Source organism: Paenibacillus germinis (genome assembly GCF_013141785.1).
In the GTDB taxonomy this organism is placed as follows: Bacteria; Bacillota; Bacilli; order Paenibacillales; family NBRC-103111; genus Paenibacillus_E; species Paenibacillus_E phytorum.
Genome location: NZ_WHOC01000069.1, coordinates 155,944 through 173,260 on the forward strand (window position 1 = coordinate 155,944; position 17,317 = coordinate 173,260).

The 17,317-nt window shown below is 44.6% G+C and carries 10 protein-coding genes; all 10 read right to left on the minus strand.

Annotated features, from left to right (window positions below; genetic code table 11):
• Positions 1 to 21: 21 nt before the first annotated feature.
• The 10 genes from GC102_RS13100 to GC102_RS13145 all read right to left on the minus strand — a co-directional run bounded on the left by GC102_RS13100 (position 22) and on the right by GC102_RS13145 (position 17,215).
• Positions 22 to 219, minus strand: a complete 198-nt coding sequence (locus GC102_RS13100) for a hypothetical protein (protein WP_171643193.1) — start codon at positions 217 to 219, stop codon at positions 22 to 24.
• Positions 220 to 339: 120 nt separating this feature from the next.
• Entirely contained in the window at positions 340 to 1,416 is a 1,077-nt protein-coding gene (locus tag GC102_RS13105; RefSeq protein ID WP_312883256.1) for a Gfo/Idh/MocA family protein, read from the minus strand.
• Positions 1,417 to 1,807: 391 nt separating this feature from the next.
• Positions 1,808 to 7,210: a discoidin domain-containing protein gene (locus tag GC102_RS13110; protein WP_171689937.1), complete on the minus strand. Its 5,403-nt coding sequence runs from the start codon at positions 7,208 to 7,210 to the stop codon at positions 1,808 to 1,810.
• Positions 7,211 to 7,262: 52 nt separating this feature from the next.
• Positions 7,263 to 8,111, minus strand: a complete 849-nt coding sequence (locus GC102_RS13115) for a carbohydrate ABC transporter permease (RefSeq protein WP_171643198.1) — start codon at positions 8,109 to 8,111, stop codon at positions 7,263 to 7,265.
• A gap of 13 nt (positions 8,112 to 8,124) precedes the next feature.
• Positions 8,125 to 9,048, minus strand: a complete 924-nt coding sequence (locus GC102_RS13120) for a carbohydrate ABC transporter permease (RefSeq protein ID WP_171643309.1) — start codon at positions 9,046 to 9,048, stop codon at positions 8,125 to 8,127.
• A gap of 112 nt (positions 9,049 to 9,160) precedes the next feature.
• Positions 9,161 to 10,537, minus strand: coding sequence for an ABC transporter substrate-binding protein (locus GC102_RS13125; RefSeq protein ID WP_246320896.1), 1,377 nt, complete (start codon positions 10,535 to 10,537; stop codon positions 9,161 to 9,163).
• A 972-nt stretch (positions 10,538 to 11,509) separates the two neighbouring features.
• On the minus strand, positions 11,510 to 12,784 hold the full coding sequence (locus tag GC102_RS13130) for an ABC transporter substrate-binding protein (RefSeq protein ID WP_171643199.1): 1,275 nt from the start codon (positions 12,782 to 12,784) through the stop codon (positions 11,510 to 11,512).
• Positions 12,785 to 12,811: 27 nt separating this feature from the next.
• A complete protein-coding gene (locus GC102_RS13135) occupies positions 12,812 to 13,801 on the minus strand; it encodes a substrate-binding domain-containing protein (RefSeq protein WP_171643200.1) in 990 nt (329 codons plus the stop codon).
• Complete coding sequence (locus GC102_RS13140; RefSeq protein ID WP_171643201.1) at positions 13,791 to 15,587, minus strand: sensor histidine kinase; 1,797 nt, start codon at positions 15,585 to 15,587, stop codon at positions 13,791 to 13,793. Before GC102_RS13140 ends, GC102_RS13135 begins: the two co-directional genes overlap by 11 nt.
• Positions 15,584 to 17,215, minus strand: coding sequence for a response regulator (locus GC102_RS13145; RefSeq protein ID WP_312883257.1), 1,632 nt, complete (start codon positions 17,213 to 17,215; stop codon positions 15,584 to 15,586). The genes GC102_RS13140 and GC102_RS13145 overlap by 4 nt, the downstream gene beginning before the upstream one ends.
• Positions 17,216 to 17,317 lie beyond the last annotated feature (102 nt).

Genomic DNA, 17,317 nt, shown 5'->3' on the forward strand with positions numbered 1-17,317 from the left:
TATAGTGAACTGAAATTGTCATTATCTTTTACTTAGAAATTCACAATTTGCCTTCACGTATTGTTCTCCAGTCGTGCTTACAACAATATCGTCATCATGAGATTGAATAATGACATTTTCACCTATTTGTTCACCTTGTAAAAAGATCGAGATTGGCTGTCGAAATACCCGCATCCTTTCAAAGTCTGAAGGTTCTATCAGTTTGCGTTGTTTTGGCATGTTTTTCTCCTTTTAAGATATATGTTATTACATTATTGCATAAATAAGGATCCGATTGCAGGTCCTATGAGAAAAGGACCTTCTCAATTGTCTGAAAAGACAAAGGAAAGTCCTGTTGTATTATTTTAACGTTGCCCACGATTGCTTGGTCGTTTGGACGGTTTCACCCGATTTAACCGCATGGGTGATCATCATGCCAAGGTAGTGGTCTTGAGCCGCTTCCGCAAGGCTATAGAAACTAGGTTCACCCTGCACATAGTCACCCATCTTTTGCAGACAAGTAGCAATCGCTATTTCGTCATCAGACAGACGGCCTGGCTGGAAGGGATTTCGATAGACCCATTTATCACCAGCCAAAATACCTTTGTGATAATACCCTTCGAGGTTGCCATTCTCCCCGGCATTTAGCCGTCTTAGCTCCAGTTGAATGGGAGTACGAAAATCCTGCAAATAGGCAATCCTCGTATTATTAATTTCTCCCTTATTCCCTCGTACAAGCACTCGCTCGGAACGAATCCATGAGAAGTACTGATCACCGGTGAAATCAAACACACCTAACTTGTCCCCGAACTCAAGGTGTGCGATCACTTGATTAGAGATCGACGTCTTCTCCTGGCTTGGATCACCCTCTCGATTAGGTCCGCTAATAATCGGAGAAGAGAATCCGAAACCTCGAATGTGTGCATCTTCAAATCTTATGCCCAGGAGTTTGCGCATGATGCTGATCCCATGGTAGCCATGGGCAGCTGAGACTTGCGCTTGGCTTACAGTACCCAACAAGCCGGACTGGACGATGGCAATTCGTGCTGCATGCAGCGGCTGGAAGGCATATTGCTCCGCCACCTGCACCTTGGCGTCCGGTCCGATATCTTGATACAGCTGATTCAATTGCTCCAGATCAGCCGCAGGCGGTGTCTCAGACAGAACGGGAACTCCTTGACGCACGAGCTGTTTGATCAATTCCGGTGTCTGTGAGACAGGAACCGAAAGGACAACAAACGAAGGTGTTGTTTGCTTCAATAAATCCTCGGTTGAGCGGAACGTCGGCACTCCCCATTGTTCCTCGAACGCACGCCCTTTCTCTTCATTGCGTACGACAACACCGCTAACTATAAACTGATCCGGTAGCGCTCGCACGATACGCATAAAAAACTCTGCACGCCAACCGCCACCGACTATACCGAATGTGATAGCCACACTGATTCCTCCCCGATTAAATGAAACATTCCACAACTATTGTATGACATAAATACAGATAAAGGGATGTAATTATTTATGCTGCCTTGTTATTTCACGCCTCTCAGCAAAAAAAGCACGCACTAACCGGGTTCGGTTGGTGCGTGCTGTCTTTCAAGTTTTTCAACTTGATCTTTGGAGATATACAAAAATTAAGGTTTTTGCAAATATTTCAACAGCGGCTGGTTAGATAAATTTGAGATGTAGCAAGTGTTGCAAAGTCCCAATCGAGTGGTTCTCCTATAAAATCCTGTTTTAAAAGCAGTAAATGAAAAGATACTAGGAATTATAAGAAGAGGATAGCATGATGCCATCCTCCTGAATGATCGTATTGCAAATGAGGTTTCTTTTCTTAATGATTTCCTGACTGATCATGAGGTACTGCGACGGTTACAGAAGTAACCTTTTGATTGCCCGCTTTGTCAGTCGCCGTGTAGGTTATGATATAAATGCGTCCCTTTTCTGCACGTAAGCTAAATGAAGTGGCCGCAGTACCGATATTAGACCCAATGTCACCTTCACCACTATCCGGCTCATTGCTGGTAATCGAGGTTAACACCACAGATGCAACGCCTGATGCTGCATCACTCGAATTCAGCGTGGCATTTATTGTCACCATTTTATGATTCGCCGGCCATATCGACGTTTTATCTAATTGAACGGATAATACCGGAACCGTTTTGTCAATCTTGAACTCGATGGTTTTGATCGGTTCTACATTGCCTGCTAGATCCGTGCTGCGATAACCGACCTTATAGTTCCCTTCACCAAAGGCAGGAATGGAACCGGTATAGGTGATCCAACCCCCGTTATTCACTTGGTATTCTGTTGTCGCCACGCCATATACATTGTCACTTACAGAGATGCTTACCGTTACATCCGACGTATACCATCCGTTGCTGCCATTAGGTGCAGCCGGACTTAAAGATGCAACACTTACGGGTGCAATCTTATCGATATTGCTTACGACAATGCTAGTTACATTGGATACGTTACCAACCGCATCCGTTCCTCTTGCATACACGGTTTCATTTGCCGAAAGGACAACAGGTGCCGTGTACGCTGTCCATGTGCCACTTGCGCCCACTTTATATTCCTTCACCGCTGCGTCAGTTGGATAGTTAATCGTTACCGTGACACCTGTGTTCGTCGGTGCTGTAATATCTGCAGCTAAGGTTGCATCTGCTGGTGGTGTTGTATCAATGACCAATTTCACCACTACCGCTGCAGTGGCCTGCTTTCCTCCGTACGTTGCCGTAACGACGGTTTCACCTTGCGAAACACCGGTGATCGTACCGCTCGCAACCGTTGCGAATGAAGTATTCCCGACTTCGAACATAGATGCCGTTGTCACGTCTTGATTTGTACCGTCCGAATACTGTGCAGTCACTTTCACCGCTGCGGATTGTCCTTTATACACTTCATAGCTCGCTGCGTCAAACGCGAGTGTTTGCAGTGTCGGTGCTTCAACGATCTTATAAACGTTCAGTTCGGATGCGGAAGCGTAGCCGCCAGAACCCGCAGTTGCTTCAAGCTTGATGTAAGAAGCATTTACTGGAGCGAAGTTTAATTCTTTCAGCAAATTGTTTTGCAACCACGCACCGCTTGCTACTTTCGTATATTGCACACCGTCTTGGCTGACGTATACGTTGTATGCAGTGATCGTACCGTTACCGCCATCGGGACGGGGCAAATAGTCAAGCTTGCTGATTTTGTATGCTCCACCCAAATTCAAGATAATCGATTGTGGCAGCGGATCGGTACCGAACCATTTGATATGCCACCATGTGTCCGCATCGCCGTCGAGCGCATTGCTCGGGTCATCTCCAGGTTGGAAGCTTGTAGCCGTCGCCGTCATTTGGGCTTGCGGGATTTTCACCAAACCTGTTTGCCCGGTTACAGTGACATCCACAGTCGCTTTGAAGCCTCCATCCGCTGTAGTGACCGTAATTGTTGCCGTGCCTGCTCCTTTCGGAGATACGACGCCGTTTCCATCCACCATCGCAACGGCCGGATTGCTGCTGCTCCACGAAACCGAAGAGTTCGCTGCATTCAGAGGCATTACTGTCGCTTCAAGCGCAACTGGTGCATCTAGTGCGTTCAACGTGATCGCCGAACGATCTAGCGAAACCCCGCTAACAGGAGCCGTTCCGATGATCGGCAAGCCGATTAGCTTCACATCTGCGATGCTCGCCTTCGTACTCGCGTCAGGCAGTCCGGTAATTGTAATTCTCACATAGCGTCCTTGGCTGCCGAATGTATCTTTCAGCACTTGGCCAGCTTCGGTATTGTTCATGCGGTTTAACACTTGAATCCAGTTACTGCTGCCCGCTTCCCTGACTTCCAGTTTGTATTTATACACTTTATCGCTCTGTCCAAACGAAATCTCTAATCCTTGGATCGAATGCATTTTACCCAAATCAGCGGACCAAACATGACCCGGATTGGTATCATTTGCCGACCACATCGTAGCCGTATTGCCGTCGTTAGCATTACTTGCTGGGAACGCCGGATCCACGCTGTCTGCCGCTGCCGGCTTGCCTTGCACAATATCGCCTAACGTAGGAGGCGCAATTGGAGCTTCATACACGTCAATTTCAGACGCTGATACGAAACCGCCTACTGCCGCTACCGCCTCCAGCTTCACATAACGGGCGTTTAAGGGTGCGAATTGGACATATTTCTTCACGTTGTTTCGAACCCAATTACCGGTGCTTATTTGTGTATAGTTCGTTCCGTCGGTGCTTACATACAAATTGTAAGTCGTAATCGTGCCATTTCCAGCATCCGTACGCGGTGCGTAACGGAATTGGCTGATGTTGCGAACCTTGCCGAGATCAAGAATAATCGATTGCGGCAGCTTGTCAGATCCGTCCCATTTCGTATGCCACACGGAATTCGAATCGCCATCAATGGCTTTGGACGCTTCACTGCCCGGTTGGAAGCTCTTTGCTGTAGCTGTCATCTGGTTTTTCGGAATCGCCAGCGGGATCGGCACAGAAGCGTCCCGGTACACGTTCAGTTCAGCTGCAGCCGCAAAACCATTAACACCAGCTGTCGCTTCCAATCTTACATACTGCGCTTCCACGGCAGTGAATGTCGCTGTTTTTTCCAGCTTATCCGCATTCCATGCACCAGTGGCCACCTTCGTAAAATTGGTTCCATCCGTGCTCACATAGACGTTATAAGCTGTAATAATGCCATCCGAACCTAAATATTGTCTCGGCAAATATTTCAATTTATTGACGGAAAACTTCGTACCAAGATTGAGCGTGATCGACTGTGGTAGCGGTGTGCTGCTATCCAGTTTGGTACTCCAGATCGTCTCTATGCTGCCATCCAACGCATTAGCTACAGGACTTGTAGTATCAGTGCTCGTAGCCGTTGCTACGATGTCCGCCTGTACGATTTTCGTCGGATCGTTATCTGGTTCTGGCAGCGAAATGACAACTGCGTCTGTAAGTGGCGTCGTATCTGCCACAAAACCGGCCACTTTCAATTCAAAGCCTTGATTCGACGGCATATCCGGCGTTTTCACATATACGATGCCGCCTTTATCCGCGCTATCAAAGTACCAGCCGCTTGCAGCGCTCGCCCATTCTGTTTTATTCGTATATTCTGTATATGCGGATCCTCCAACCGCAACGCTAGTCGGTTTCGCATGCATATGAATTTGGAATTGGTTCGTACGCGCTGCCAATTTACCATTGTAATCGCCTACGCTCGCCCCTACTTGAATTTCCAAGTCGCCTGTTCCAGTTTCAGGAGCGATCGAAGTAATGAGTGTTTTCGCAAATTTACCATTACGGTGCTCTCTCGAAACCCCGTCATCCTCATACATCGTAAAGGTAGAGGTTTTGTAAGGATAGATGTCATACGTTATCGGATTCGGCTGCACTTGACCGTCATACAGCGATTCCGGATACATTGGAATGATGGCTCCGGCTTTGACGAGAAGCGGTAAACGGCTCAGCGGAGCGTTATATTCGTCCAGCATTTTGGAGCCGTAATGCTCAGTACCCGTCCAGTAATCGATCCATTTGCCTTTCGGCAAGTAAATGCCGTTTCTTACCGCAGTATCTTTGTAGACCGGCGCAACCAACAGTGATTGTCCAGACATGAATTGGTACTGTGTCAGAGTGTTCTTCGTATTCGGGTCATTCGGGAATTCATAGACCATCCCTCTGGCCATCGGTGCTCCCGACTCATAAGATTCGTTCAAATACGTGTAGAAATAAGGCGTTAAGCGCTGTCTGAGCTTTAAAATATCGCGGTTATAGCTTGTGTATGGCTCTCCATAACGCCAAGGCTGTTTATCTACCGATGCCCAACCGGACATACTCATAAGGATCGGTGTGAATGCTTTCCACTGCAAATCACGTACATAGGTCTGGGCACTGCCGCCAAAGATCCCATCCACGTCACCGGTAGCGTAGTTCATGCCTGACAGCCCCGCACCGATCACGGAAGGAATATGAAAGCGGATATATTCCCAGTTCCCGGATTGATCTCCCGACCAAACGGTTGAGTAACGCTGCGTACCTGCCCATCCGCCGACGGACCATACGAAACCGCGATCGTTTGAGTTGTTTTCAACCCCTTGATGCGCTTGTTTTGTTGCATCAAGAGCAAAGTCGTACCCTGGTCCGACCCAAGCTACGTCCAGCTTGTTCAAGCGAGTTCCAGCCACTCCTACCTCTGTTGCGATATTAGCAAGACCATTCTGCGTCCACAGGCCGGTGTAAAAGCCTAAATCATGAAGCTGTTGAACAGTGCTTGGCAACTGCACATACCCGCAGCCGTATCCGTCGTTCGGCAGAAGCCAACCGCCCGGCATGTCGTTGGTGCGGAAGCCTTGAGCAACTTTCAGCACATCCGGCGTCGTAAGCTTATTCGGCTTGTTAGCACCCGTATTGCTTGTGTTATAACAATCCGCATCCCCCATACTCATTCCCCATCTAGGAATCAGTGAAGGCTTGCCGGTCAAATCCGTATAGCCATTCAAAATATCTTTGAACGTATCGCCATAAAAGTAATACGCGTCAAATCGGTTCTCATTATGTGTCAGCTGAGTGGGACTGCCGAAATCGTATGTTCCATCTTGGAATGTGTTCCGCAGTACGCCGTAGCCAGCCGTGCTCAGATAAAACGGAGACGGATTGGACACGGTGCCGCTACCCCAGTCGCCGAAGTTTTTGGCAATCTTAATCGTCTTGTCACGGTGAGAGAAAAATCCGTTCTGCATCCCTCCGCCGTAGTAATACTCATCTGCTCCTCGTACAAGCTTTTGAGTTGTCGATGATGAGCTGTAGTTTAACGGAGACTCCTCTTGCCATACGACAGTCGCATTGTCACTCTTGTACATCGCGAATTTGAGCGGACTTTTGTAGGCGCGTAAAACGAATTTGCCCGTCGCGATTTTGTAGTAGCTGCCCTCATCTGACCAATTTACAGCAACCGGACCAAAATCTTCCTTCACGACGATCGGCTCTTTTGGCGTTGCCGAGCTTTTACCGGCTAGCGTTTGAAAATTACCGCCTACTCCAAGCCATATACGAACCATGTCATCGCGATTAAAAACAACTTTCACCTTATCGGAACCGGACGTGATCGTAAATGTCTTAGCATCTGTTTTCTCAAAATTCGTTATGTCGCCAACCGCTGCTGCATGAGTCGTTGTTCCACCAATGAAAAGAATCGCTAATACGAACACCAGGCAAAAAGCAAACCCAAAAGCGTTTTTAAGCGTCTTCAAATCATACACTCTCCTCTTCATTCTCAACTTTGGCCAATCTACCGAGGGGTTCTTAACCCTTTAATGCCCCAGCCGTAATCCCTCCTGTAATTTGTTTTTGGAAAATGCTATAAAAAATAATCGTCGGACCCATAGAAATGATCAGGGCTGCGAAAAGAGGTCCCCATTCTGTCCTGTACTGCATTTCACCTTGCATGACCGCAATGGCTACCGGTATCGTATATTTCGTTGGATCATTAATAAGCACAAGTGCAAAAACGTATTCATTCCATATATTCAGCACAGTAATAATAGCCACAGACATCAATCCCGGCTTAGCGAGTGGAAGCATGATCCGGAAAAAAATCCCGTAATGGGAAGCACCATCAATAGAAGCCGCTTCTTCTAGTTCACTTGGCAGTGATTTGAAAAAACTGACTAAGACGAAAACGGCAAAGGGCACTGCCGTTACCATGTAAACTAAAATTAGGCCGAACAAATTGTTAGTTAGATGAAGATCATTCAGCAAAAAGAATAAGGGGATGATGCCAAGAAATGTTGGAATCATCATGTAGGAAAGATATGAATAATAAAGCAATCCATTTCCTCTAAACGTAAATCGGGCAATCACATAGGCCGTCGTAGCCGATAAGAGCACGCCAAATACTGTGCTTACTATTGTCACCAAAAGAGAATTCATAAAATTTTGACCAAAGTTATATTTTTCCCACACAAATGAAAAATTGGACCAAAGCAAAGGGAGCTTCGGCAGATCCCACGGTTTGCCTAAGAAAAACTGCTGATTATCTTTTAATGAGCTAAAGACTGTCCAAAGCAGCGGATAAAGAATACATAGCGACCAAACAATAAGACAAAATTTGAAAAACAACCGAAATACAGGATTGACTACACCTTGACCCATAAGAATAACTCCTCTACGTTAATTCAATGGTTTCTCTCTTCATCAGCCTCTGAAGGGTTGCTGTGGTTATTAATGAGAGAACCAAAATGAGGACGCCAATCGCTGACGCATAACTGAATTTACCGAATTTGAATGCATTCAAATACAAATAGGAGCCCATAACCTGTGTGGCGTTATCTACTCCGCCTTCAAAGGTCATAATCGTGACGATGACGAATGATCCATTAAGTGTCGTCATGACGATCCATAGAACGGATGTCTTGATTTGTTCCCACGACAAGGGAAGGGTAATCAGCCAAAACTGATGCCATTGTGACGCCCCATCAATGTCAGCTGATTCAAATAACGACGATGGGATACTAAGAATACCGGCAACCAGCAATATGATCGTAAAGCCTATACCTGCCCATATAGAGGGTGGCAAGAGCGCAAATATCGACCATTTATCGCCTAACCAAGCGAAATCGTACTTTTTATCTGTAAATAAAGAAATAAAGGAATTCAAAAATCCAAGGTTTGGATTATACACATAACGCCATAGGACGCCGACCACAACAACAGAAAGCACATTAGGTATAAAGAAAATGATCCGATAAATACCCGCGCCTTTGATGTTGAAACGGGTTAACGCTACCGCGAAGAACATGGACAGGACCATAAAACCAATGACTTTGCCGAAGACAAGAATGTAATCGTTTCGAATTGTCTTCATGATCACACTGTCATGCATCATCTCATTGAAATTTCCAAGACCGATAAAGTTATAGGTTTCAGAGCCGCCCGACCAATCAAACAAACTAAGATAAATACCTTTAAACATCGGGTAAACGGTAAATACGAGATAAAGAAGCAAGGTTGGAAGGGTAAAGGAAAGAATGAAGATATTACGCTTCATCTTCGCTGTGCCGGTTCTAACACTTTTTTTCTGATCGATCATGCCAGTAACGGCTGTCTTGCTCTCTTTCATACTTTCCTCCAATCTAAATTTCTGAATGATAATAAGGGACTCTTATGATCTCCCTCATTATCATTCAAATCCTTAATATGGCTTATTTCTTTTCTTTGGAGCGAATTTTATCAGTCGCTTCTTCCATGCGATCTGCCCACTGCTGCGGTGTAATTTCACCTTTGGTAAGAGCAACAGTTGCGTTGTTTCTCGCTGTTACTAGTTCCTCTGGAATAACGATTTCAGGCGCAACAACGGTATTCGGTGAATTATAGAATTTGGCTGCCTCTTTCGTTAGAGCCGGTGCATTCGTTCCTTCGAGATCCGCCTTGATGTTCGAAGGGGCTTTGGAAAGCTCTGCCCATGCCTTACTTTGCTTTTCTGTGAAAATAAATTGCATGAACGCTTTGGCCGCTTCAGGGTTTTTCGCTTTCTTCGCTATTCCTACAGTAGAGGTGTATGGATTCGCTACGAATTTACCACCTTTGTCTTGACCAATGGAAGGTAAGAATCCAAATTCAAATCCTGCTGGAATGTCCTTCGCCATTTCACTCTCAACCCAAATGCCAGTCGGTATGAAAGCCGCTTTGTGTTGCAGCCATTGGGATTGGGAATCCGTGTGATTCAGAGCCGGTGACCCTTTGTCGATGAGGCCTTTATCTCTCATTCCCACAATTTTAGCAAGTGATTTCATAACGGGTTCGCTTTTCCAAACACCTTTTTCGAGGGAGTTAATTTTCTTAAAGATGGATGTATCATAGTTGTTCATTGCAATAATCGTTGGGTCTAATAAGCCCCCGTTGATGTAGTACGGATAAACCCCCGTATGGATGTAATCACTCATCTGGCCATCAGCTTTAATTTTTTCTCCTAAAGCCATGAAGCTTTCGAAGTCGGCAGGCGCTTGCCAGCCTTTATTCTTGAATAACGCTTTATCGTAGAACGTCCCCCAAGAACCGAAGACTAACGGAACGGCAAATGCTTTTCCTGGCTTATATTCCTCAGGCTGAGCGATCAGGAGATCGAGAATTTTCTTCCCATCTACGTTCTTCGCATCCTTCAACCAGTCTGTAATATCCATAAGTTGGTCATCGGTTACCATTTGTCTTGTATTGGAGCCGGCTCCATCGATGTAAACAAAATCTGGCGGGTTCCCTTGAATCCAGCGCGGTTTCATTTGATCATTAATTTTCGCTCCAGCGGATTCTTTGATCTTAAGGTCCGGGTTCATCTTCTGGAAATCGCCAATGGCTTGTTTCCACCACGCGTCACCATACCCACCTACAAAATACTGGATCTCAAAGTCTCCAGCAAGCTTTGTTCCCTCTGGCTTTGCGCTAGCAGCCGGTTTGGTGCTTTCGACCGGTTTTACACTTTCAGCGGGCTTCGTACCCGCATTGTTACTTCCGCAACCCGTTAGTGTAAGAAAAACAGTCGACAAAACCATACTCCATGCCATTGCTTTTTTTGAATTAATCATTGAAACGACCTCCCTAGAATTTTGCGGAGCATACCTGTTTCGGAAGCATCCACTTCGAACAATTGTCTATTGGTTCGTGCACCTTTATCATATTGATTTTCCCGGTATACAACCATTGAAATTAGTACTGTAAATAGTTAAAAATGTACTGTCTTTTGTCATTTGGAGAACGATCACCTCTAAGCTTATACAAATTAAGCCCATGCAATGTGATCTCCACTTCTTAAAATATTGATGCAGCAGCATATAAGCAAACAGCAGTTGAGAGGTCTTTTTCAGGCGTCTCAGGACGCTAAACCCGCTAACTTGCCTTCTCTCAGCAGCTGAGAGGTCCTTTTCAGGCGTCTCAGGACACTTTCGCTCAGTTCAGGCCTCCGAGACAGCCTTTTCAGACTTCTCAGGACGCAAAACCCGCTAACTCGCCTTCACTCAGCAGTTGAGAGGTCTTTTTCAGACGTCTCAGGACACTTCCGCTGCATTCGGGCCTCCGAGACAGCCTTTTCAGACTTCTCAGGACGCAAAACCCGCTAACTTGCCTTCTCTCAGCAGCTGAGAGGTCCTTTTCAGGCGTCTCAGGACACTTTCGCTCAGTTCAGGCCTCTGAGACGCCCCTTTCTGCCTTCTCAGGATTCAATATGCTACTTTACTTAGAGCATCTGAAAAGTGCATTTCGAGCTCTCACTTCGCTATAGCACCATTCCCACACTTCTGCGATGAATACATCCGTTTCCGCTACGGCCTAATAAATAAGGGGTATGCTTCGCTTCCCCCAAACCCAAAACAAATAATGAAAGGAGCTGTCCCAAAAGGGTATCAGTGAATGAACGAGTCCCAAAAAACATGCAAAAACGCCTCCAAAACCACTACGCAAATGGGGATGGAGACGTTTTTTGATAGGAAAATTCATGTCAGGGTGGGGGTTCAAAAATCCAAAAATGAATTGCAGGACAAGCCCCTTCGTTCTTACATGGATTAGTGACTTTTGTCGAGTGCGATTTGCTGCAGCCGATCGAGTGCTTGTTTGGGTGTCATCTGGCCGAGCAAAACGGTTTGCCCCATATTTCTGGTCGCGTTAAGAACGGCAGACCACGCTGGATTATTAATCGGGTAAAACCTCGCGCTTTGGATAGAGTTGAGATTTTGTTTCATGAATGTATCAGTAGCCGCCAATTTATCGCCTACCGTACGAATTGTAGGAAGAAATCCTTCCCTAAGGACAAACTCTTCATAACGTGCATCTTCGTAAATAAAATCGAGAAATTTAGACAACGCTTCCTTGTTGGTATGATCAGTTTTGAATGACATCCAAACGTCCTGCACACCTAGTACCAGAGGAGTCTGTCCCTCTTTTACCGGAATCGGTCCTTTCGCCCATTTTAACCCTGGGAATTCCTGCGGTACGACCGCCTCAAAATAATTGCCGGAAATGAGCATCCCCAATTTGCCGTTTCCTAGAATTCGCTGTTTTTCGTCGCGCGTCGTGATTGCTGGCTCTGGGTCCGTTAAACCCTTTTCATAAAGGTTTCTTAGAAACGTTATACCTTCCACATTTTCAGGAGAATTGATAACCCACTCGCCATCCTTCATCCAGCCTCCTCCGGCTCCGTAGAAAAAATAGGAGAGATAAGCCCAAATTTCATTATCCGTCAAATCGACACCGAAACCGTCCACTTGTTTCATATCTTTGATTTTGCGTGCATCTTCCTCTAGATCTCTCCATGTTTTTGGCGGTTCTGTAAGACCAACTTCATTGAAAATATCTTTGTTATAATACAATTCCCGGATCGTCGTTACATAGGGAACCGTATATTGAGTGCCAAGCATTTTACTGCTATCCATAAGATAAGGGTAAAATTTATCCTTCAATTCGGGAGAAAGAAGGTCCTCCATACGATTCAACAGTCCATCCTTAGCGAAATGCGCGTATATGTTCGTGAGCAGCAAATCTGGAGGTTGATTGCGGCTGATCATGGTATTGTAAGCACTATCTAATATGTCCCAGTTAATCACTTGGAGTTCGACCTTTATGTTAGGGTACTTCTTCTCGAACTCTTTCACTAAGTTTTCAAAATAGGGTCTAGTAGACGCGCTATACTCAGGAGCCACAAACATAATAGACGCTTTAGCGTCGGTATCGGTCGAAACTGGATGATGAGCGTCCCCCCACATGCATCCGGTGAGCAGCATTGTCGTAAATTGAAGGAGTACGAGCAAAGAACCCATTTTTCTTTTATGTAATTGGCTCATTAATTGATCCACCCTTCCGTCACACCGCTACTTTTCCACCAAAGGGAATAGAAGCTCTTGATTTTCCTGGGTATACATGTTTTCTTTCGTAATGACAATGGCATCTATATTCACCTTTGGGTTCACTTTGATCCCGTTTAGGGCCTGTACCGCCGTTTCAACGGACAAATAACCCATATTGAACGGCTTTTGCACAACTGTCGCCTGTATGATGCCTTCCTCCAAAAGTTTGATCTGGTAAATGGAACTGTCGAAACCGACAATCTTGACTTTATCTATCCATTGTTTCTCTTTAACAGCCCTGGCTGCCCCTAAAGTAGCCGATTCATTCAAACCGGCAATGCCTTGAATGTCCGGATACATGGACAGCAGATTCTTCACCAGGTCATACGCTGCATCCTCTGTCCCATTAAACTCGTAATTACCTGCATATTCAATTCCTGGAGAATCAGCAACTGCTTCCTTAAATCCGTCCTTACGTTCCTTTTCAGCTATCGATCCTGTGCCGCTGCTTAGCGTCATTACTTTATATAATTTGCCGTTCCGCCTTCCGGCCAATATCATTCCGGCTTTTCTCCCCGCTTCCGTATTGTCGGTTGCAATAAGGCTTGCCTCTACATGGGTATGGATGGGTGAATCGATCAGGATCAGCCTAGTGCCGGACTCCTTTATTTTTTGGGCGGCAGGTGTAAGCCGATCGTAATCTGTTGCTGCGAGGATGATAGCGTCGGGCTTTTTCTCAAGAGCCTCGTCCACGTTGCGAATTTGTCCAGCTGTATCCGATTCCGATAACGGTCCCGTAATGTCGATATTTACATCGAATTCCTTTGCTGCTGCCTTTACACCTGTACTAACCATCTGCCAATAGTCTGAGCGAATATTGTTCGATTTCAACACGACAGCGATCTCAAACTTTCTTTGCTTCGTAATTCGCAGCATCTCCACGCTGTATACCACTAAAAATCCGATCACAATAACGAGAAGTACGGCCAAAAAAACAGGCTTCTTATGTGCCATCTATAACTCCTTTCTGGACACATTTGGGTAGTACGATCGTAACCTTAGTACCTTCCCACTTTTCGCTCTCAAAGGTAAGACCAAACTCATTTCCGAACAATTTAATTCGCTCATTCACATTGCTGACCCCAATCCCCCTGATAATACCCTCTTTCAACTTCAAAATTTGGTCCAGCTTTTCCTGTTCCATGCCTACTCCATCATCCGCAACGACAAATACAATGGTATCCCCGTCTGCTTTCCCAGTTATTTTAACTAAGCCAGACTCCAACTTATTTTTGATACCATGATAGATCGCATTTTCAACAATAGGCTGTAAAATAATTTTGGGAATATGAACTTCAAGTATACTGGGATCAACATCGATCTGAAAGTCAAGCTTATCCTTGTATCTCATCGTTTGAATCAACAGATAGTTGGTAATATGTTCAATTTCAACTCGCACGGGGACCGTTTCATTATTTTTATTAATAATTGAGCGAAACAGCTTGGCTAAAGAAGAAGTCATCAGAACAACTTCATCGTGCTTTTTACGTTCCGCCATCCAAATAATCGAATCCAAGGTATTGTACAAAAAATGGGGATTGATCTGTGCTTCAAGCAGCTTCATTTCGCTCTTTCGTTTGCTTTCCTCATTCTGAATAATTTGATTCATTAAATCTCTGATTCGACCCACCATGATATTGAAGGTATGACTCAATTGTCCAATTTCATTCTTGCTCCGAAATTCCGATCGGATGCTGAAGTCTCCTTTTTCCACTTGTTTCATGTTGCTTTGCAGCATCTTGATGGGTCGCGAAAGGTGGCGGGAGATGAAAAAGGAGAGGTACAAAGCGATCACTAAAGCTAAAATCGTCCATAAAAAATAAGACAAATTGATTTGATATTGGTTGGCGATCAGCTCGCTTGCATAGGCGACGCCGACGATTTTCCATCCGAAATGAGTCTCTTGGATCGTGTAAATCCGTTTTTTGTTTCCTTCTCCCGTTATGAAGCTGCCACTGCTGGATTGTTTGACCTTATCGATCATCTCCGTCTTTAGATTGCTGTTAATAAGCTTCTGCTGAGGGTGATAAACGATGCTTCCATCCTTGTCGACGATGAATACATATCCTCTTTTTCCCAGGTTAATGTGATTACAAATTTCATTGATGACACTCAAATTCAAATCAACCAAGAAAATGCCTTCTCCTGTTATGCCGTCTGCACTCTTCAGCTCCCGACTCAATGAAACGACCCAGCGGTACTCATTCTGGATAATATTTTGGACGTGCGGGGCAGAAATGACGGATTTACCACCTTCTGCCTTCGCATTTTTGAACCAAGGCTGTTCCTCAATATTTGCGTTTATGTTCAAACTTGTAATTCTGCGGTCTGAGACAAATCGGTTGTTATACCCAAAAACCATGATCGAGGCAATATCTTTGCGGGTAATTAATATCGATTGAAATAAATCGGATATTCTTTTCTCATACGGCCTACGTTCCTCATCGTTTATGAAGCTCGTCTCCGTAATGTAATATTTCACGTCTTTGTTCGTTGATGCCAGCATAGAGATATCTTCCATATTGGTTATGTAGGATTGGATGTTGATATTAATCTGTTGGATAATTTCAGATATGTAATGTTTGGAATTCGTTTCTACCGCGTCAGCCGAGAGACGATAGGAGATATAGCTCGTGATTACGATTAAAAATAAGATTAAGCAAGAAAAGACGACAGAAATACTGGATTGGATGCTTCTAAATTTGAAAAGAAACAACCCGACATCCCTTTCTTTTCTCATTGAATTTTCTCCCTCAACAACTTTTCTCGATATTCGGTAGGGGTTGTCCCCGTATTTTTTTTAAACAGCACACTAAAGTATTGGGGATCGCCATAGCCTACTTTTGACGCAACTTCATAGGATTTCATTGGGGTATGCTGCAGCAAATCTTTGGCTTTTTCAATCCTAACTCGAGTTACATATTCCATAATCGTTTGTTCCTTATGCTGCTTAAATACAGTACTGAAGTAGCTTTTACTCAAATGTACATGGCGGCAGAGGTCATCGACCGTAAGGTTCTCGTCAGAATAATGCTTCTCGATATAGGCAATCACGCTCAGAACTTGCATTTTCGTTTGATCGTTTCTTTGCTCTGAAATATATGAAATTGCTTCTTTACAAATCGTGTTGAGCCATGTTTCAATTTCATCCAGAGTTTTGAACCGATTGATATCTTCTAGTAGGATTTCATGTCCTTTAAAATGAGCACTGTCATCTCCAACCAACTCGTGAATCATAGTCATAATAGCAATAATAATCGCTTGAATTTGTAAATAACAGGCTCCCAATGACATCAAGGAATCCTTTAGTTTGCTGATTAATTGCCCAATTAGAATTTGGGCTTCCTCGAACGTCCCCGTCTTTATCAGCGTAGAAAACCTGCGGTTCCATTCGATATCCAGCTGCTGCGCGGGTTTATTTGCACCTTCCATATCCAGGATGCTGATGACCCTATTTTTACCATGCAAAAAACGGTAATCCAGTGCGGAGATTGCCCCTTTGTAAGAAAAAGGGAGCTCGTTTAAGGTGCTGCACAGCTTACCGACACCAACCGTTACTGTAAATTTCAAATATTTCTCTATGCAGAAGCGAATCACTTCAGATAAGTTGATCGCAGTTTCATTGAGTCCTTCTTCCGCCTCCCCGGAAAAAATAACGATAATTCGTTCTTCCCTCGTTCGAAAGACGATTACATCTTTACCCTCCATAACTTCTTGAACAATATTAAAGGCCGCGTATCGGAAAAGCTCAGGATCGTTTTGCCATCTTTCTTTTTTTATTTCGTCTAAGTCGTCAATGTCAATCGCTACGACAAGATAAGGTGGAGATATCAGAGGAAGGCTGAAATATTCAAACCTTTCTTGGATCTTTAAATCTCTTAATGTCCCGTTGATTAACTGTTCAAGAAAGCGTTCTCTTAATAAAGGTAAGCTTTGATGAAGTTGCATTTTAAGGTGAGAGAGATTTTCGCGATTTTCCGCTTCCTTATCCATCTCTAATTTCACCTTATCAAGCAGACTGCGAAGTTCGTTTGCTGTAATTGGTTTTACGATAAAATCGTGTACTTTCAAGCGCAGTGCCTTCTGTGCGTAGTCAAATTCATCATGACCGGTAAGGATGATCACCTTAATATAGGGATAATTCAAGTGAATTTGCCTTGTTAATTCAATCCCGTCCATAAATGGCATACAAATATCAGACAAGACAAGGTCTGGCCTGAGTTCTGAAATTGCTTCCAAAGCTTCTTTGCCATTCCGATAGTCTCCAATACATTCAAAACCGTGCCGATCCCACTCTATGCTCTCCTTTATTCCTTCTCTCACTTCAATTTCGTCATCAACGATCACAATTCTATACAGTGTGTACACCTCCGTTGCTTCTCTTTTGCAATTTCACAGGCTGATTCTTCAATCTGTCTGTCGAAAGAAAACGCTTTCCAAAATTTCATTATACAAGTCTTTACTCTCATC